This is a genomic window from Paenibacillus sp. JL3B1040, assembly GCF_057063165.1.
Window position 1 is genome coordinate 2,143,527 of record NZ_CM169317.1, and the last position, 18,510, is coordinate 2,162,036.

Below are 18,510 nucleotides of genomic sequence, written 5' to 3' on the forward strand. Positions count from 1 at the left end.
CAAATTCGTTGCTGCAAAACATTGCACCAACCATAAACGCGGTCGTGGCGGAATTGGCAGACGCGCACGGTTCAGGTCCGTGTGGGCTAACCCCCGTGGAGGTTCGAGTCCTCTCGACCGCATTGGCTTAACAATGAAAGGCTCCTGAATTGTCTTTGTGACGGTTCAGGAGTTTTTGTATTCCTGGAATTCGTAATTCTTTCCGCCGGAGAAAGTGCTGTCTGTAAGTAGGGTAAAGCTGTAATGAGCAAGCCGGAAAAGCGGTGAGGGGAGAAAAATGCAATAGTCCCGTGTTACCGATGACGAGGCTGCTGTGGACTTGGTATAATGGAAGGGAGGAACAACCGAAATGGAGTGAACGGTATGGCCGAATCCTGGAATAAATCCTACACACTCATGCACAAGAATCAACCCGTTGCTGAGATTGAGCTGGATGAAGCAACAGTTTCCATTTCAGCAATTGGACAGGTCTATGCGGTGCACCATGTGCCCGTAGGAATACCTGTCAAGAAAGGAAAAATAGACCGCGCGGCGCTGAATGAATGGTGGAGAGGTCGTGCGATTCCGGCCAGCCGGGACGGGATTAAAGAAGCGCTGCTTGAATTGAACTTGTCTACGACACAAAAACTGCTGGATAAAAGCTACGGACTCAGCTTGTCCGATCAATACTGGATCTGTCCGTCTGCATCGGATGTAAGGTGGAGCGCCATTAACTTTTTCGACAATCTCTTTTCGGAGGATGTGGGAAATGTATTGTTCGGGAAAGGTTTATCTGATGCCATGAGTCTGATGTCGCCGGATAACACCTCCGATGGCTGGCTGAAAAAGAAATGGGCAATGATCGACGCCAAACGCTGTCTGGTCAAAGGGGGAAGTGGGGCTACCCAGCAGGAGCCGTACAATGAAGTGATTGCCAGCAAGATCATGGAGCGGTTAGGCATTCCCCATGTTCCGTATACACTGATGGAGCAGGAAGATTACCCTTATAGTGTGTGTGGAAATTTCATAACGCCGCAGACAGAACTCATTACCGCTTGGTATGTGATGCACACCCGGCAAAAGCCTAATCATATCTCGGTGTATCAGCATTATGTGAACTGCTGTGAGGCGCTAGGCATTCCCGATGTTGCCCGGGCACTTGACCAGATGATAGTAGTGGACTATCTGATTGCCAATGAAGACCGGCATCAGAACAATTTTGGCGTGATTCGTCATGCGGAGACATTGGAATGGATAGGGCCAGCGCCGATTTACGATAGCGGATCGTCGCTCTGGTTCTCCAAGCCGTTAGGCTTGATTCGTGCAGACAGTAAGCTGACCTGCAAACCGTTCAAGCAGGATCACAATGAGCAGATTAAGCTGGTGACTTCCTTCGATTGGTTGGATCTGTCCGCGCTAGACGGAATTGAAGAAGAGGTGCGGAATATTTTCCGTGGTTCACTCTTTGTGGACGATGCTCGCTCGAATGCGATTTGTCAGGCTCTACGCGGGCGCATTGAACGTTTACAGGAAATCATCCATACTCGTGAGTCACAGGCGTGGTTGGATGACCGTACAACCGATGTGAAAGAGAACATAGCGTACAGTGGCCTACAGGAAAAAGAAGATGAGTGGGAGCGATAGATACAGGTACATACTCCATTTGTTTTTTGAAATGAAAAAGAGCCTGCCCTATGAGGCAAGCTCAATTTATGGTACGCCTAGCATGGGCGTCATCTCTAGGGTGAAAGTACTGCAATGTAAACTTGGGCAGGTGCGGGCGCAAGCATCTTTACTTGTGCTCATCCTATGGTTCATGATAAGAGCAGTATTCTAACTTTGGGAAAACGATTTTTTATCTGGCGCTTGACCGGATTTCGCGCAGATCGGGGAGCGGGAATGTGTCGCCTTGGTGGGAAATCCGGGGCGGGCAAAAGCGCCCTGGAATTGAACAGGTTGCGATCTTTGAGTATAATCGTATTAATTACGATTATTTTGGGAGTCATGAACCGAGCTCGGGAGCAATGACTTCCAGGAGGTACAATAGCCATGATGAAAACGTTGAACGAGCCATCCGTGTTGGTTGCCGAAGATCTGGATGTGCGCTATGCGGATGCCGCGATTGTGAGGAATTTGAGTTTATCGATCGTTTCGGGGAAAATAACGGCGCTTACCGGGACGAACGGTTCCGGCAAGTCCACGCTTTTGAAGGCCATGGCCCGGCTGCTCAAGCCGTACCAGGGAACGGTTTATTTGGATGGAGTTGCGATTTCCACCTTATCCACAGCCGCCGTGGCCCGCCAGCTTGCCGTCCTGCCGCAATCTCCGGAAATTCCGGCAAGCCTGACGGTAAGGGAGTTGGTCGAGCAGGGAAGATACCCGCATGCCGGACCGCTGCGCATGTTGAAAAGACAGGATCATTCGGCCATTGATGATGCCCTTCAACTGACGGGGATGACGGGCTTCCAGCACCGAATGCTGGACACGTTATCCGGCGGCGAGCGGCAGCGGGCCTGGATTGCCCTGTCCTTGGCGCAATCGACGCCGGTGCTCATGCTGGATGAACCGACCACTTTTCTGGACGTTCGCCATCAGCTCGAAATCCTGGAGCTGATCCGCCGGTTAAACCGGGAACGGGGGATGACCATTGTGGTGGTACTTCATGATTTGAATCAGGCAGCGAAATATGCCGATCGGATGGTCGTATTGCAGAAGGGCCGGATTGTAGCCGATGGCGAACCCGACGAGGTGCTGACGGTTCAAACCTTGGAGCAGGCTTTCGGCATTCATGCGAACGTCATCAAAGATCCGGATAACGGCAGCCCCGTTTTTTTACCTTACGCCATTGTGGGGAAAAGCGGAGAATGATCGTCGGATGACGCGCCGTCTAGCAGGGGGTTGTACGAAATAACGTACAACCCCCGTTTGCATGGATAACGCTAGCAAAGCTCCGCTAGAGATTCGGGAGAGGCTCCCCAATCAAAGTTGGATTTCGGAGCTTCTCCCTGAAGAAACCGGATTCACACGGTCGGCTGGTTGGAATGGTGTCTGCGCACCGTAACTACGGTGTCGCGGCCTAATGCATCCAGAATGGTCGACAGGTGGTAGACGGTATTGGAGGCTGAAGAATCCGCCGCTACCCCGATCACTCCGGCGATTTTGCCGCGTAAATGATCGGGGCCTAGGAAATCGAGCACATTTTTGATCGCGGCGGAATAGCTGCCGATATATTCCGGCGAGGCAAACACCAGGGCATCGGCTTGTTCAACCTGACGGCGAAGCGCATGGACGGCTTCCGGATACAGCGACGGATCGTCGCGCCCATCGCAAAAGGGCAAGGGGGACTTGCGCGGATCAAATACGGACGTTTCCGCCCCTTCTCGCCGGGCCGCCGCCAAACAGCGGGGAAGGGCCAGCTCGGTGCGTGAACGCTCGCGCAGACTTCCCAGCAAACCGAGCACATGAACGGATTTCATAAGCTTTCCATCCTTTCTGCAGTTGCCGAAGACGGCAATCTCAATATGGGGTGATAGAGGATCTCTCCGGTCATCGGCGCCAGCGTTACTTGATAGCGGTCGGGCGGGAAGCCGCGGCTCGCACTGCGCACGCTGTGCCACTCCTCCAGCAGCAGGGACAGGGTTGCGCCGAGCCAATGCTGTTCGGGACGGGTGAACGGAAGGCCGGGATAGTCGATTTTTTTCGCATGGGTCCATAAATTTTGAAGAACCTCAGGGATTCTGTTGATGGACGAAGCTACCTCGAACCTGGATGCCGACAATGAGCACAGCGTGCAGCAAGCCCTTGCCCGGGTGGCCAAAGGAAAAACGGTGATCATGATTGCCCACCGCTTATCGACGCTGCGGTTAATGGATGAAGTGTTGGTGCTTAAAGACGGAAAAATCGCGGATCGCGGCGCAAAGGAAACCTTGCTCCAGAAGGAAGAATTCGATGTATCGATGATATAGACGATGCTAAAACGTAATAATTACACTTTTAAATTGTAAAAATTACGAATATAATAGGATCGATATGATTATTGATTTGGAGGTCGAGTTGTTGTGAACAGGAAAAGAAATCGCGCGGGATTCAAATGGATTGCAGCTATATTAGTTGTGCTGGTATTGCTTGCGGGCTGCGGCCAAGTCCGGGAGGAAGGAAAGCCTTCTTCCGCAAACACGGCGGGCGCGGCGGATGATGCCGCCGGACTGTCGTCCGGGAAGGATGCGACTGACAAGGCCTCGGAGGCAAGCCCGCAGCAGAATACGGTGACGGATAGCACCGGGGCCTCCCTGGAATTGCCCGCTAAAGTTGAACGGATCGCTTGTTTGACCGAAATCTGCGTGGACAGTCTGGCGGAGCTGGGGCTTGAGCCGGTGGCTGTCGTTCCGGACAGCATCGCGTTTGAGCCGGAATTTTTCGGGGACCGCGCGTCTTCCTTTGTCCAGATCGGGGGCGGTTTCATGGAGCCGAGCCTGGAGGATATCGCCAAGGCGAACCCAGACGTGGTCATTGGACTAAAAGGCACTCACGATATGCTGCGGGACGGCTTGCAAAGCATCGCTCCGTTATATGTCGCCGAGCTTAAAACGTATGAAGATTCGCTCGCGTTTCTTGAGACGGTGGGATCCTGGACCGGCGAGGAGACGGCGGCCGCGGCTGCCAAGCAGAAATTCCTCGACAAGATCGCCGATTACAAACAAAAATCGCCGAACAACCGAAGCGCGTTGATTCTTTATGGCGCGGACGTCAACTTCGGCATCGATACGGCGGGTTCTTTGGTCGGTTCGTTGCTGGCCGAGCTTACCTCTTATCCGTGGCCGGCTCCGGCGGAAGACGGAGGTCATCAGGCGGGGGGGATGGCGTACTCGCTGGAGAAGGTGCTGGAAACGGATCCCGATCATATCTTTATCGAGACGTTCAGCTTCAGTCCGGACTCCCAGCCGTTGTCCGAACAATTTGCCGCCAACCCGCTTTGGGGCAAGCTGAAGGCCGTTAAAGGCAAAGAGATCACCGAAGTAAGGACGGCCATTTGGGCGAACGGCAGGGGCACGCGCTCGCTGGGCATCGTGCTGGATGAAGCGATGAACACTTTATATCCCGATACTTTTAAAGGGTCTGTCCAATAGTGGAAGAGGCGATTCGATCCAATAGGGGAGCAACCAGGACGGGGCGGGTGCTCCTCCTCGTGTTGCTCCTTATCGTTATTGGCGCCATCTCCATCCTGATGGCATTGAAATCGGGCTATCCGGCCGTCAGTTGGGATGAGCTGCTGAATATTTTGTTGTATCGCCACGGTTCCGAACTGGCCGTTACCTCCATTCTCGAGCTGCGGTTGCCGCGCGTTGTGCTTGGAATGTTATCCGGAGCGATGCTGGGTATTTCCGGCGTGTTGATGCAGAGCGGCCTGCGCAACCCGCTGGCGAGCCCCGATTTGATTGGTGTATCGGCCGGCAGCTCGCTGACCATCGCGATGATCACGGTGTTTCACTTGCCGATAGCTTTCAGCCTGTTTCCATTGTTCGGATTGCTTGGCGGCTTTGCCGGAGGGTTCATCGTGATCGCTTCCGTATCCGGCCGCTCGGACAGCACGAGCATAATTCTGATGGGAACGGCGGTGTCCGCCATGCTGAACGGGATGATTGTGTGGCTGATTACGATGGGGACCCAAAATGATATCAATCTATTGTATACGTATTTGATGGGCAGCTTATCGGGGCGTCATTGGCACCATGTCGGGCATTTGCTTCCGTGGGCGGCGATCGGCATTCCCGCCGCGCTGTTGTTTGCCAAGCCGTTGAATCTGCTTCGGCTCGGAGACGAGCAAGCCGAAGCGTTAGGGCAAAATGTGGGCAGGCTGCGTTTGCTGCTGCTGATCGCCAGCGGCGTGATGGTTTCGGCGGTCGTCGCTAATTGCGGTCCGATCGGTTATATCGCTTTGCTGGGGCCCTACCTGACCCGAGCTGTATTAAGAACGGAAGACGCCAGATGGGTGCTCCCTTGTTCCGCGGCGGTCGGTGCGGTGCTTCTCGTAACGGCGGATTGGTTTGCCAAAACCGTGTTCACTCCCAGAGAAATCCCGGTCGGTTTATGGACGACGATGGTCGGCGTACCGGTGCTCATCCTGATGCTTGTCATGAAGAGGAGAGGTCGCGATGATCAATCGTAACACAACAGACGGCCGATTATACGCGCGGAAGTTTCGGATATGGGGGCTGTTTCTTTTATTGGGGCTGGCGATCTTTTTTATTCTGCATATTGTGCTTGGCCAAGTGGCTTTGTCTCCGCGTGAAGTGGTGCTGGCGCTGCTGAACAACCACGATGAAACGTACCATCGCCAGATTGTGTGGGAACTGCGGCTGCCGCGCACCTTGATTGCGCTGGCCGCAGGCGCTATGCTCGGACTTGCGGGGGCGATCCTGCAGTCGGTGACGCGCAACCCGCTGGCGGAACCGGGACTGCTGGGCGTATCCGCCGGCAGCGTGCTGATGCTAGTCCTATATATGACCTATTTGGGAGGATCGGCGAGCCTTTCCCTGCAGGTCCCGTTATTTGGCCTCGCGGGAGGTATCCTTACGGTGTCGGCCATCTATCTGCTGGGCTGGTCGCGCAGAGGAGACGCGCTGCAGTTTACGGTGATCGGCCTGCTGATCTCCGCCTTTCTGTCGGCCTGCACCTCCCTGGTATTGCTCCGCCATTCGGAGGCGATCGGCAGCATTTTGCTATGGACGGTCGGATCGTTAAACGGGCGGGTATGGCTTCACTGGAATATCCTTTGGCCGTGGTTTCTGATCATGGTGCCGATCGGCCTGATGAGCGCGGGAGCGGCGAATGCGTTACAGCTCGGAGACGGCGTGGCCAGAGGAATCGGGGTGCCCGTCCGCCTTTCGAGAGCCGGATTGCTGCTTATTGCCGCCCTGTTGACGGCCGGTGCGGTGTCGATCGTGGGCGCGGTCGGCTTTATCGGATTGATCGGCCCTCACATTGCGAGACGGATCGTCGGTCAGGATGCAAGAAGATTATTTCCGTTTAGCGCCCTGGTCACCGCCTGGCTGCTTGTCGGCTCGGACATTCTGTCGCAAGGCCTGTCGATTCCTTTATTTGACGGCGGCCGACCGGCGTCGCTTCCGGTTGGCGCGGTGACGGCTTTCATGGGAGCTCCCTTCTTTATTTATTTGGCGCGCAGACATATGAAATGAGCACCGGTCGGAAGGATTGACAGGAAGGGAACGGGAGAGTACAACATCTAAATCGTAATTATTACTAATAAAAAGAGTTGTTTTGAAATGAGAGTAGTGATTACTTTGGCGTGTACCGAAACGGGTGACCGCAATTACACGACCACCAAAAATAAAAAGACGCATCCCGAAACGCATGGAATTGCGGAAATACTGCCCGCTGGACAACACGATCGATTTGCCGGAATCGTTCCAGGTCCTATCGCACAAATTCGAAATTCACGGCCTATGCGGCGCATGTGCCGCAAGTTAAGGAGGGAAGAACAGCCATGGCCAAGGAATCAAAAGGGGTACTTGGTTGCATAACGGTTGTTCGGTATCGGGGCGGCCAAGAGGATACATCAGCAAATATAAGGTGTCCCGGATCGTCTTTCGCGAACTGGCCCACCAAGGGAAAATTCCCGGCGTGAAAAAGGCCAGTTGGTAATCCGGATTGGGGAAGCTGCCGATTTGGGGCTGCATTCGATTCGGAATTGCGTATGATTGAGAATTGTCTCCCGATTGGGCGGAAAGTTACCCCGGTCTTTGTTCCTGCCGTCGCTCGATAATAGCGCCATTTTATGGTGCTCAGGCTGTCGAGAAAGTCTCGACAGCCTGATTGAAAGAAGAGTTACAGGTATGGGTCAGGCATTTTTGAGCATGTTAGCTGTGCGCCAACATTTTTCTGTATTCGGAAGGTGTTTTGTTGTAAACTTCTTTAAATTTATTATAAAAATAGGTCGGATTTTTAAGTCCTACTTGTTCTATGATCTCAGTGATTGAAAGCGACGTGTTAACTAAAAGAAATTCCGCTCGTTTTAGTTGCTGTTGAAGCTTCAATGCGGAAAAATTGCTTCCCGTCGTTGATTTAAGCAATTTGAAGATGTAACTGGTAGAAAAATGGGTATGCTGGGTGAGATCTTCTAGAGAGCAGGTTGTGAAGTTCTCCTCGATATATTTCAAGATTTTCATCATGTTTTTTTGATTTTCATCGGTTTGATAATAACTTGCAGAGTTTTGATGCAGGGTATTGATTAATTCCAGAAATAGAAGGGATAGATAATGTTCGATTAGGCTTGCATGGCAGGTGGAAGGCCAATAGTATTCGAACAAAAGCAAATTTACAATAGAAAAAAATTTAGGATTTTCTTTAGTCCGGAATACAAGGTAATTATCGTGAGATCTGTTGTCAATAATAGCATTCAGAAAGAAATCACCAAGAATCCCTTTGTCGGCCACTTCAGCCAAGAAATTCGAACTAAAAAAAGATTTGCGAAAAACAATATTAAATACGATATCGTTCTCACCTTTATACTTAGCGTTATGCATGACATCGGTGTCTATAATGCACACATCTCCCGTCGTCAGTCTTATATCATTCCCCTGAATATTAAAGGTACATTCTCCCGAATATACAATGCTAAGCTCCATATCCTTATGATAATGCAAAGGGATCTCCGTAAATCTCGATTCTCTAACTATGCCTACGGAATTCTCTTTTAATGTATTTATAAAATCAAAGCAATAGCACAGCTGACCGTTATAATATTCTTTTTTTAGTTTGTTGTAAAAAGGGCTAAACAGCCCCGGATTTTCTAAATGCCATTTTTCGCCGTCAGAAATCTTATAAATCTCGTCGTGAAGCTTCTGAATATCCATTATCTCCCTCCTCACTTCCGTGTAACGAATATGATAATGAATTATATCATATCTGCTGTATTTTAAAAGCGTTTTCTTTTGTATGATGGGCTTGTAAAGATACTGAAAGGGAGAGATCAATAGTGAAACCTACTGGATTCAATAACGAATTTCTATGGGGAGGAGCGATAGCTTGTTCTCAGGCAGATGGGGGATTTAAGGAAGGCGGAAAGGGGGTCTCTACCCAAGATCTGCGATATCTTGACCCAAGATGGACGCCGGAGGAAATTGAAGAAAAGCACCAAAACAACCCATTCTCTCTTGATGAGTTTAAAACAGCTTTACAAGATGACTCAACCGAATATTATCCGTTGCGAAGAGGAATCGATTTTTACAACAACTATAAAGAAGACTTGAAATTGATGGCCGAAATGGGCCTGAAAATTTTTAGGACATCCATTAGCTGGTCGAGAATATTCCCAAATGGTGATGATCCAGCACCTAATGAAGAAGGGGTTCAATTCTATATTAACCTGTTCTCGGAATGCAAGAAATATAACATGAAAGTCTTGGCCACCATGATCCATTACGATATCCCCGTCAACCTTGTCGTTAAATATGGCGGTTGGAAGAGTCGGGAAATCATAAAATTCTTCGAAAGATACGTAACCGTTCTGTATGAAAGACTTGGAGAGTATGTGGACTTTTGGTTGCCGTTCAACGAGATCAACGCTGCCAAATTCTCTCCTTGGGATGGAGTTTGCTTGATTCCGGGCAATGAAGAGCATATGGATCAGGAAATCTTTCAATGTTTGCATCACCAGTTCCTGTGCAGCGCAAAAGCTGTGGAATTGGGACATAAGATGGTTCCAGGCAAAAAAATTGGCGCTATGATTGCCAGATTTACCACTTACCCGGCTACATGCAAACCGGAGGATAATATGCAAGCTATTCTTGATGACCAATATTCCAACTGGTTCTACCTTGATGTGATGGCAAGAGGGAAGTACCCCAGATACATTCATCGGTACTTTGAACAGTCGAATGTTAACATCGCAATGGAAGAAGGGGATCTTGAGATTTTACAGAATGGCACCGTTGATTTTGTATCCTTCTCCTATTACTTCTCACAAGTCTCCACCAATGTTGAGGGATGGGAGAAAACAGCAGGAAACTTGATCATCGGCAAGAAGAATCCTTATTTGGAAGCTAGTGAATGGGGATGGCAAATCGATTCTGTAGGTCTACGCTTTACATTAAATCAGGTATACGATAGATATCAATTGCCGATCATTATTGCTGAAAATGGGCTTGGCGCCTACGATACACTTACAGAAAGCGGAGAAATTCATGACCCGTACAGAATTGATTACTTGAGAAAACATATTAAAGAAATGAAAGAAGCCGTAGTGGATGGAGTTGAGCTTCTTGCTTATACGATGTGGGGAATTATCGACATCGTCTCCTGCGGACCTCTTACTATGGACAAACGTTACGGAACGATTTATGTCGATCTGGATAACGGTGGAAAGGGATCCGGCAAACGATACAAAAAGGATTCGTTCTACTGGTACAAAAAATGCATTGAAAGTAATGGCGAAGATCTGGACTAAGCCCTTTCGAAAGAAGGTAATTGTATGAATAATAGAGCTACTGCAGAGCAAGTGGTCAGCTTGCTTGGCGGTAAAGATAACATCACGACTTATCTGCATTGTGTTACTAGATTACGGTTTAATATAAGGGATGGCAGCAAAGCGGATATGAAGCAAATCAACGCCGTTCCTGGAGTCATGGGCACCGCGATTCAAAATGGACAGTATCAGGTGATTATTGGGACAAACGTGGAGCAAGTTTTTAAGGAAGTGGATAAACTCTTAAAGACAGAAAATGCTCCCGATCATCATACTGAGCCTCACAGCGATCAGCCGACTAGAAAAAAGGTTTCACTAAATGCCGTTCTGGATGTTATTTCCGGTATCTTTGCACCCATCCTGCCTGCACTTGTTGCAGGTGGGATTCTCAAAGGGATTTTGGCAATTATTTTGAGCTTAAAATGGGTGAATGAAGGAAGCACAACGCTAGCACTGTTTAATCTGATTGCCGATATTCCATTTTATTTCCTGCCTTTTTTGTTAGCGATTTCATCTTCCAGAAAGTTTAAAGTTAATGAGTACTTGGGCATTTGTATGGCTGGGGCATTGCTCTATCCAAGCTTTGTGGATGCGCTTAACAATAAGGATACAGCCTTTAGTTTGCTTGGTTTGCCTATCCCTGTTTTCAATTATGCCAACTCTGTTTTTCCTGTGATTCTCGGTGTCGGTTTAATGGCTATTATTTACCGGATGGTCGATAAGTTCATTCCAAGTGTACTGAAGATGGTTGTGGTGCCTTCGGTTACATTAATCGTTTCCGTTCCTATCGCCCTTTTGGTGATTGCCCCTATAGGTGCTTATGGCGGTATATATCTTGCTGACGGCATTGTCTGGCTTTTTGACACCTTTGGTCTATTTGCAGGCTTTTTGTTGGGGTTCTTTACGCCCCTGATTGTATTAACCGGTATGCATCAATCCACGTCACCCATTCAAATACAAAATATTTCTTCGCTGGGCTATGATTACTTGTTGCCGATATCCTTTTGCCACAATATGGCTGAATCTGGAGCTGCCTTTGGAGCCGCGTTAAGGATGAAGGATAAAAAAGCCCGTTCTGTCGCACTCTCAACGAGCTTCTCTGCATTTCTTGGTATTTCTGAACCGGCGATGTATACAGTAAACTTTGTCCACAAAACACCGTTTATCAGTGCTATGATAGCTACTGGTATTGGTGGGGCACTGACAGTTGTATTTGGTGTTAAATGTTTTGCCTTTGTTATGCCTGGAATTACTTCATTACCTGTATATGCGGATCCTAAAGGCGGGCTGATTAACCTACTATTAATGGTTATCTCGATCTTATCTACTTTTGTTATCGGTTTCATTATCTCCTATCTAACGGGTTACAAAATAGCCAGAGGGGAAGAGAAGTAAGCAAACCATCTTAGGAGGAACGACATGATATTTGGTTTTAAAAGAAAGCAGACTTTGAAGATTCAAGAGATTTCGCTTCCCCTTGTTGGCAAGATTGTCCCTCTGGAACAGGTAGAGGACGAAGCGTTTTCCAGTGGAGTCATGGGACCAGGTGTAGCTATCCAACCTGAAGTGAGAAAGGTATTCTCACCATTTAAGGGCAAGGTTGTCCATTTGATGGACAAGAGTAAACATGCCATCATACTGGAAGATGAGGTTGGCCTTCAAATTCTGATTCATGTGGGGATGAATACCGTATCTCTTAAGGGAGAAGGATTTACGGCTCATGTCAAGACAGGCGATTCGATCACGGAAGGACAACTGTTGCTTGAATTTGATATTAAGGCCATTGAGCAAGCTGGTTGTCTCGTTCTTACTCCGGTGATTGTTCCAAATGGTCAGGACAAGGTCAAAGCTGTAGAGGTCAACCAGGGAAATATATCTGCAGAGTCAACACTTCGGATCCACTTGAATTAGCTGTATTTGCCGGTCTCTTGTTTGGCACAAAAAATAGCGGTGCGGGGATTACTCCCTTGCACCGCTATTTCCCTACTTCCTATATGTTTCCCGCTAAATGAGCTGTCAATTAAGTGAGGAAATTTACTTCGGGATAAGTGCGACAATTTGAAGGTGTCCAGAGTATTAAGAAACAGGATTTGCTGGACTGCTGCTCACACAAAACAAATACTTACTTAGCTAACTATTGATTTTAGGATGCAGTCATGTTACTATTTTCACAAATGGATGAGGAGGTTATATTTATGCTAACTACTTTTAAAGCAACTGCCAGAAAACTACCTAGTGGATTGCAAGTTGAAACAAATTCAAGAGGTTTTAAAATCCTTATGGACGAGCCGGAGGATTTGGGAGGAACGAATGCTGGCATGAATCCAGTTGAAACTCTTTTATGTGCGCTTGGTGCTTGTCAATCCATCGTTGCTAGCGCGTTTGCAGAGGCTAATGAATTTACCTATGAAGAATTTTATGTTGAACTTGAAGGAGACTTAGATCCGGATGGCTTCATGGGACTTGCCGACGTAAGACCCGGTTTTCAGGAAATCCGTTTTTCCATGCATTTTAGAACGAAGGAAAGCCAGGAAAAAGCGGAAGCCTTTGCGGAGTTTATTGAGAAAACATGTCCGGTGGGCGATTGCCTTGCCAATGGCGTGAAATTGGTTAAAGCAGGCGTAGTCAGACACTGATAGTCACTTGAAGAAGTTCTTTTCATGTCCTATCAGCTTCGGCTACATAAGGAGCGTACCCATGGAAATCAAAATGTCGCTCATTCCCGGCGGAAAAAAAGGGAAAGCGGGAAAAATAAATGTTAAGCTCGGCGATAAGGTCGCCAGGGGCTATGTATTGGCAGAGATCGAAACGGGTAAGGGAAATCGGGAGATCACAGCGACCGAAGACGGCACGATCATCAATATTTTATTCGAAGAAGGCGGCGAGATCGCTTCGAATCAAGTTCTATTCGAGCTGGAGACGATTCAAACGGAAGCGGCTGATCCAACCGAACGGCAGTCATCTCATGCAAACAAGCCATTTAGTGATATGAACACGGAATTGCTTATAATTGGAGCAGGTCCGGGAGGTTATGTAGCTGCCATTTATGCCGCAAAAAAAGGTCTTCAAGTAACGCTGGTTGAAAAAGAGGAATTGGGCGGTACCTGTTTGAATGTAGGCTGTATCCCCACAAAAGCACTGGTCAAATCTTCTGAAGTCTGTCACAGCGTTAAGAATTCTTCATTGTTTGGTATAAAAACAGGAAATGAACTTCAAGTCGATATGAAGCAGATTATTCGCCGTAAAGATGAAGTTAAAGAGAAGTTGGTTTCCGGCGTTGGTTTTTTAATGGAAAAAAACAAGGTTCAGGTTGTCCGTGGCCATGCTTCTTTTCTTTCACCGAATGTTGTGAATGTAGCAGGTGATATTAACTACCATATTTCGGCGAAGAACATTATTGTGGCCACAGGATCTAAAATTTCAAAAGTGAATATCCCAGGAATTGATCTGCCGTTTGTCATGAACAGTACGGAGGCGCTTTCCTGCGAAGAACTGCCGAAGAGCATCACAATTATCGGCGGCGGGGTTATTGGGATGGAATTCGCCTTCATTTACCGTAATTTGGGGGCTGAAGTGCATGTTGTGGAATTTATGGATCGTCTGCTCGCTATGCTGGACAGCGACATCTCAGAAGAAATCAAGCATATGGCCCGGCAGGCAGGGATTCATATTCACACCAACTCCAAGGTGTCCAAAATTCAACGTGCTGATGATGGTGAAGCCATTGTAACCTACGTGGATTCAAAGGGCGAGCATTTACTTGTCAGTGAAAAGGTATTGGTTGCTATTGGACGCGAGCCCAACCTTGACGGGCTGGATATTGAAAAAGCGGGGATTCAATTAAATGATAAAGGTAAAGGCATTGCCGTTGATAAACAAATGCGTACGAACTTAAAACATGTGTATGCAATTGGAGATGCCACAAACCTTATACAACTTGCCCATGTTGCTTCACATCAAGGCATTACGGCTGTAGATGCTTTGCTTGGTGAGACCAGTAGCATGCATTATTCCGCTGTACCCAATGTTATCTTTACTTCTCCCGAGATTGCCAGCGTTGGTTTATCGGAAGATGAATGCAAGCAGCGGGGAATGGAATACAGTGTGAGTAAGGTGTCATTTGAAAGTAATGGCAAGGCTTTAACGATGAATGAACCGGAAGGGTTTATCAAGCTAATCAAAGATAATAACTCTGGAAAGATCGTCGGAGGGTCCATTATTGGCCCCGATGCTTCTTCCCTGATAAGCAGTCTTACTCTTGCGATTGCCAATGGGCTTACCGAGCAGCAGATTACTCAGACGATCTTTGCTCACCCGACCACCGGAGAGGTGATTCATGAGGCGGCGTTTGGGTTAGGAATTGGAGCACTGCATCAAGCTTGAGCAACGAACAATTTGATCGTTTTGAAAAGTTTATTAAGCGGCCACAACAATATTTTGTTATAATAATTTGGAAAAGAGGAGATTAATTTTAGATAGAACAGTTGATTGGTTGGTGTAAACCTTGTTTAATTTAGATGACTGTATTGCCTTTATTACAAACCGTAGTGCAAAAATATTCGCGGAAGAATTGGAGAAGGATTTTCGACCGTATAACATGACTAGGAGCCAATGGATTGCGATGTATTATATCTATACTAGTGAATCCATTACCCAGCGTGAGCTGGCAGATAAAATGTCTATAAAAGAGCCTAGCGTTGTCAGATTGCTTCAAAAACTAGAATCCGAGGGGTTCTTGAATCGGTCAGGTATCCATACAGATAAGCGGGTCAAACGGTTGGAATTGTCGGAAAAGGGAATACAGGTCTATCTAGATTTACTGCCGGTTGCCGAAAAGTTTAAAAATGATACGATAGCTAGTATTTCTAAGGATGATCTTCTAACGTTTAAAAATGTATTGAATATCATGGTTTCAAATGTTTTAAAAGAGAAAACATAGAGTGATTACCTTAAAAGAAGAACTTCCATAAAACAGGGAGTTCTTCTTTTTTAGGTAAAACATTATGTGACAGAAAGCATATTATAATGTTTTAAAAGACGTATATCTTCTTTTGAAACTTTCAATTTATCCTCCAACTGATTATCTTCTTTTAAAATATGCCTTGAAAACCAACTTAATAATATCAAGAAAATGAAAGGATGCCACGATGTATAACTTTGATGAAATAATCGACAGAAGAAATACCAATGCTATGAATACGGATGGATTTAGAGATTACATTTTTAAAGCAGATGATTCATTTGTTTTTCCTTATAAAGATGAGGAGTTCATTCGCATGTGGGTTGCCGATATGGAATTTGCAACTCCCGATGTAGTTATCGATGGAATTAAGGAAAGACTGGAAAAAAGAATTTTTGGTTACACCAGAGTATTTTCCGATGATTATTATCAAGCTTTCTCGAAATGGTGTGAAAAAAGATACGGTTGGCATTTTGAGAAAAAGCATTTAGTGATGTCCAATGGAGTAATTCCTGCACTTTATGAACTTGTGGAATATATTTGTAAGGAAGATGAAAAAGTCCTGTTTTTAACTCCATCCTATGCCTATTTCCAATATGCCGCTGATCACAATAATAGAGAATCTGTGGTAAGTGATTTAATTAACAAGGATGGCAGATACGAAATTGATTTTGATGATTTAGAAAAGAAGGCGGCAGACAACAAAGTTGCATTATTGATTCTATGTAATCCGCATAATCCTACGGGTAGAGTTTGGACAGAAGAAGAACTGCAAAAAATCGGAGAAATATCGCTTAGACATCATCTATGGGTGATTTCGGATGAAATTCATTGCGATTTGTTAAGAAAAGGAAAACAGCATATCCCATTTGCTAAGGTATTTCCGAATTATGACAAAATCATTACTTGTATGGCCCCAAGTAAGACATTCAATTTAGCGGGCTTAATGATTTCAAATATTATTATTCCAAATGAAGAATTAAGAAAGACTTGGCTGTCCAGGCATTATAACTTTGATAATCCTTTGAGCATCGCAGCTGCACAAGCTGCTTATGAAAAAGGCGAACCTTGGCTGGAAGAACTGAGAGAATATTTGGATGAAAACTTTAGGATTACAAAAGAATATATAGACACTCATTTGCCGCAAGCTCATATTGAAATTTCTGAATCTACTTATTTGGCCTGGGTGGATGTAAGTGAATATTTTTCGGATGAAGAAAATTTACCCTTGTTCTTTGCAAATAAAGCTGGAGTTCTTTTGGAAGGAGGCAGTATGTTTGTTCGGAACTCAGACGGATTCATACGACTGAATCTTGCTTGTCCAAAATCAGTTCTTAAGGAAGGGCTAAAACGAATCTGTGAAGCTGTTCGCAACAACTCCGTGTTATAATGCCGGACGGTATCCAAGAAAATGTCACTTTTAAATGGCGCCGAGGTGACTCGCCAGAAACGGGAGGTGTTGTTTATAAAACTCTTGAATTTCCTTCGTAGGAGATTCAGGAGCTTTTTGCATATGCATAGGGAAATCATGATTGACCGCGAAAAGTTGGGGAACCGTAGGAATTGACAGACGGGCGAAGAGCGAGTAAACTAGTTAAATCGTAAAGATTACGAATAAAAGGAGTTGTTTTAAAATGAGAGTAGTGATTACTTTGGCGTGTACCGAAACGGGTGACCGCAATTACACGACCACCAAAAACAAAAAGACGCATCCCGAACGCATGGAATTGCGCAAATACTGCCCGCGGCTAAGAAGATACACGCTGCACCGCGAAACGCGTTAGGAGGGGTTCGATGTCGGCCGAACAAACCCTAAAGAAAATTCCGGTAACGGTCCTGAGCGGTTACTTGGGATCCGGGAAAACGACGTTGTTGAATCATGTTTTGCATAACAAAGACGGATTGAAGGTCGCTGTCATCGTGAATGACATGAGCGAAGTGAATGTGGACGCCAATCTGGTCAAATCGGGGAACGCCTTATCGAAAACGGAAGAAAAGCTGGTGGAGATGTCCAACGGGTGCATTTGCTGCACGCTGCGGGACGACTTGCTGCGCGAGGTGGAGAAACTGGCCGGAGAGGGGCGCTTCGATTACATTCTGATCGAATCGTCGGGCATCAGCGAGCCGATTCCGGTGGCGCAAACCTTCACTTATGCCGATTCGGATTTGGACATCGACTTAACCGCCCTGGCCAGGTTGGACACGATGGTTACTGTCGTCGATGCCAACCGCTTCTGGCACGATTTTGCGTCCGGGGAAAGCTTGCTGGACCGCAATCAGGCGGCCGGTGCAAACGATGACCGGGATATCGTGGATCTATTGATCGACCAGATCGAGACCTGCGATGTATTGCTGCTCAACAAATGCGATCTGGTGGAGGAGCGGGAACTCGTTAAGCTGGAGGCCGTGCTCAGAAAGCTGCAACCGACGGCCAAAATCATTCGCACCGTAGACGGAGTTGTGGACCCCAAAGAAATTTTGAATACGGGATTGTTTGATTTTGAAAAGACGAGCATGTCCTCAGGCTGGATTGCGGAGCTGATGAAAGAAGAGCACACTCCGGAAACCGAAGAATACGGAATCGGGTCGTTTGTGTACCGCAGCAAAATTCCGTTCCATCCTCAGCGCCTCAGCTATTTCTTAAGCAATTGGCCCGAAGAGGTCGTGCGTGCCAAAGGCTTGGTATGGATTGCGGCGCGCGGCGATATGGCGGCATCGTTAAGTCAGGCGGGTCCTTCCATTCAGTTTGGTCCGGCCGGTTACTGGCTGGCGGCTTTGCCGGAAGATCAGCAGCGTGAAGTGTTGGACAGCGAACCCGAAGTTCGGGAACGTTGGGATGAGACCTGGGGCGATCGAATGACCGAGCTGGTGTTTATCGGCATGGATATGAATCAGCAAGATATTGAGACAAGACTGTCCCGCTGCTTGTTGAATGAAGAAGAAATGAAGCTGGATTGGAACAAATTCAATAATCCGCTGCCTTGGCCGGTTGAGGTTTGAGTCGTCTTGACAATAAGGGTTTACAAATCGTAATAATTACGATATTATGTTTCTTGTAATGCGTAATGATTACGATTAAAAGGAAGAG

At 47.1% G+C, this 18,510-nt stretch carries 17 protein-coding genes, 1 tRNA gene and 2 pseudogenes; 18 read left to right on the forward strand and 2 right to left on the reverse strand.

What is annotated here, in order from left to right; all coding sequences use genetic code 11:
- Positions 1-38: 38 nt before the first annotated feature.
- The 3 genes from ACZF99_RS09455 to ACZF99_RS09465 all read left to right on the forward strand — a co-directional run bounded on the left by ACZF99_RS09455 (position 39) and on the right by ACZF99_RS09465 (position 2,847).
- Positions 39-122: transfer RNA gene (locus tag ACZF99_RS09455), tRNA-Leu, on the forward strand.
- A 241-nt stretch (positions 123-363) separates the two neighbouring features.
- Positions 364-1,623: a HipA domain-containing protein gene (locus ACZF99_RS09460; RefSeq protein ID WP_483611143.1), complete on the forward strand. Its 1,260-nt coding sequence runs from the start codon at positions 364-366 to the stop codon at positions 1,621-1,623.
- Between the two features lie 405 nt (positions 1,624-2,028).
- Complete coding sequence (locus tag ACZF99_RS09465) at positions 2,029-2,847, forward strand: ABC transporter ATP-binding protein (protein ID WP_483611145.1); 819 nt, start codon at positions 2,029-2,031, stop codon at positions 2,845-2,847.
- Positions 2,848-2,999: 152 nt separating this feature from the next.
- Here the strand turns inward: ACZF99_RS09465 and ACZF99_RS09470 are convergent, their stop codons facing one another.
- Positions 3,000-3,455, reverse strand: a complete 456-nt coding sequence (locus ACZF99_RS09470) for an NADPH-dependent FMN reductase (protein ID WP_483611147.1) — start codon at positions 3,453-3,455, stop codon at positions 3,000-3,002.
- 267 nt (positions 3,456-3,722) lie between these two features.
- On the opposite strand from ACZF99_RS09470, the gene ACZF99_RS09475 reads away from it, so the two are divergent.
- From ACZF99_RS09475 to ACZF99_RS09500, 6 genes and pseudogenes are all read left to right on the forward strand, one after another.
- Positions 3,723-3,944 carry a hypothetical protein gene (locus ACZF99_RS09475; protein ID WP_483611149.1) on the forward strand — a complete coding sequence of 74 codons (222 nt, stop codon included), beginning with the start codon at positions 3,723-3,725 and terminating at the stop codon, positions 3,942-3,944.
- Positions 3,945-4,037: 93 nt separating this feature from the next.
- Entirely contained in the window at positions 4,038-5,105 is a 1,068-nt protein-coding gene (locus ACZF99_RS09480; protein ID WP_483611151.1) for an ABC transporter substrate-binding protein, read from the forward strand.
- A 59-nt stretch (positions 5,106-5,164) separates the two neighbouring features.
- Positions 5,165-6,145 carry a FecCD family ABC transporter permease gene (locus ACZF99_RS09485; RefSeq protein ID WP_483611153.1) on the forward strand — a complete coding sequence of 327 codons (981 nt, stop codon included), beginning with the start codon at positions 5,165-5,167 and terminating at the stop codon, positions 6,143-6,145.
- On the forward strand, positions 6,132-7,175 hold the full coding sequence (locus tag ACZF99_RS09490) for a FecCD family ABC transporter permease (RefSeq protein ID WP_483611155.1): 1,044 nt from the start codon (positions 6,132-6,134) through the stop codon (positions 7,173-7,175). Before ACZF99_RS09485 ends, ACZF99_RS09490 begins: the two co-directional genes overlap by 14 nt.
- Positions 7,176-7,262: 87 nt before the next feature.
- Positions 7,263-7,374 (forward strand): annotated as a pseudogene (gene rpmG / locus ACZF99_RS09495) (50S ribosomal protein L33); the annotation flags it as partial.
- 138 nt (positions 7,375-7,512) lie between these two features.
- Positions 7,513-7,641, forward strand: a pseudogene (locus tag ACZF99_RS09500) (uS14 family ribosomal protein); the annotation flags it as partial.
- A 215-nt stretch (positions 7,642-7,856) separates the two neighbouring features.
- Here the strand turns inward: ACZF99_RS09500 and ACZF99_RS09505 are convergent.
- Positions 7,857-8,852 carry an AraC family transcriptional regulator gene (locus ACZF99_RS09505; protein WP_483611157.1) on the reverse strand — a complete coding sequence of 332 codons (996 nt, stop codon included), beginning with the start codon at positions 8,850-8,852 and terminating at the stop codon, positions 7,857-7,859.
- Between the two features lie 122 nt (positions 8,853-8,974).
- Here ACZF99_RS09505 and ACZF99_RS09510 point away from each other — a divergent pair, with 122 nt between their 5' ends.
- The 9 genes from ACZF99_RS09510 to ACZF99_RS09550 all read left to right on the forward strand — a co-directional run bounded on the left by ACZF99_RS09510 (position 8,975) and on the right by ACZF99_RS09550 (position 18,422).
- Positions 8,975-10,444 carry a glycoside hydrolase family 1 protein gene (locus tag ACZF99_RS09510; RefSeq protein WP_483611159.1) on the forward strand — a complete coding sequence of 490 codons (1,470 nt, stop codon included), beginning with the start codon at positions 8,975-8,977 and terminating at the stop codon, positions 10,442-10,444.
- A gap of 24 nt (positions 10,445-10,468) precedes the next feature.
- The gene (locus ACZF99_RS09515) at positions 10,469-11,857 is read left to right on the forward strand and encodes a PTS transporter subunit EIIC (RefSeq protein ID WP_483611161.1); all 1,389 of its coding nucleotides are present in this window, start codon (positions 10,469-10,471) and stop codon (positions 11,855-11,857) included.
- A gap of 24 nt (positions 11,858-11,881) precedes the next feature.
- Complete coding sequence (locus tag ACZF99_RS09520; protein ID WP_483611163.1) at positions 11,882-12,373, forward strand: PTS sugar transporter subunit IIA; 492 nt, start codon at positions 11,882-11,884, stop codon at positions 12,371-12,373.
- 284 nt (positions 12,374-12,657) lie between these two features.
- Positions 12,658-13,098, forward strand: a complete 441-nt coding sequence (locus ACZF99_RS09525) for an OsmC family protein (RefSeq protein ID WP_483611165.1) — start codon at positions 12,658-12,660, stop codon at positions 13,096-13,098.
- Positions 13,099-13,159: 61 nt separating this feature from the next.
- Entirely contained in the window at positions 13,160-14,845 is a 1,686-nt protein-coding gene (gene lpdA, locus ACZF99_RS09530) for a dihydrolipoyl dehydrogenase (RefSeq protein ID WP_483611167.1), read from the forward strand.
- A 214-nt stretch (positions 14,846-15,059) separates the two neighbouring features.
- Positions 15,060-15,401, forward strand: coding sequence for a MarR family winged helix-turn-helix transcriptional regulator (locus tag ACZF99_RS09535; RefSeq protein ID WP_483611169.1), 342 nt, complete (start codon positions 15,060-15,062; stop codon positions 15,399-15,401).
- A 208-nt stretch (positions 15,402-15,609) separates the two neighbouring features.
- Positions 15,610-16,812 (forward strand): MalY/PatB family protein, encoded by a 1,203-nt coding sequence (locus tag ACZF99_RS09540; protein ID WP_483611171.1) that lies wholly within the window; start codon positions 15,610-15,612, stop codon positions 16,810-16,812.
- A 244-nt stretch (positions 16,813-17,056) separates the two neighbouring features.
- Entirely contained in the window at positions 17,057-17,206 is a 150-nt protein-coding gene (rpmG, locus tag ACZF99_RS09545) for a 50S ribosomal protein L33 (protein WP_128634965.1), read from the forward strand.
- 10 nt (positions 17,207-17,216) lie between these two features.
- On the forward strand, positions 17,217-18,422 hold the full coding sequence (locus tag ACZF99_RS09550) for a GTP-binding protein (protein ID WP_483611174.1): 1,206 nt from the start codon (positions 17,217-17,219) through the stop codon (positions 18,420-18,422).
- Positions 18,423-18,510 lie beyond the last annotated feature (88 nt).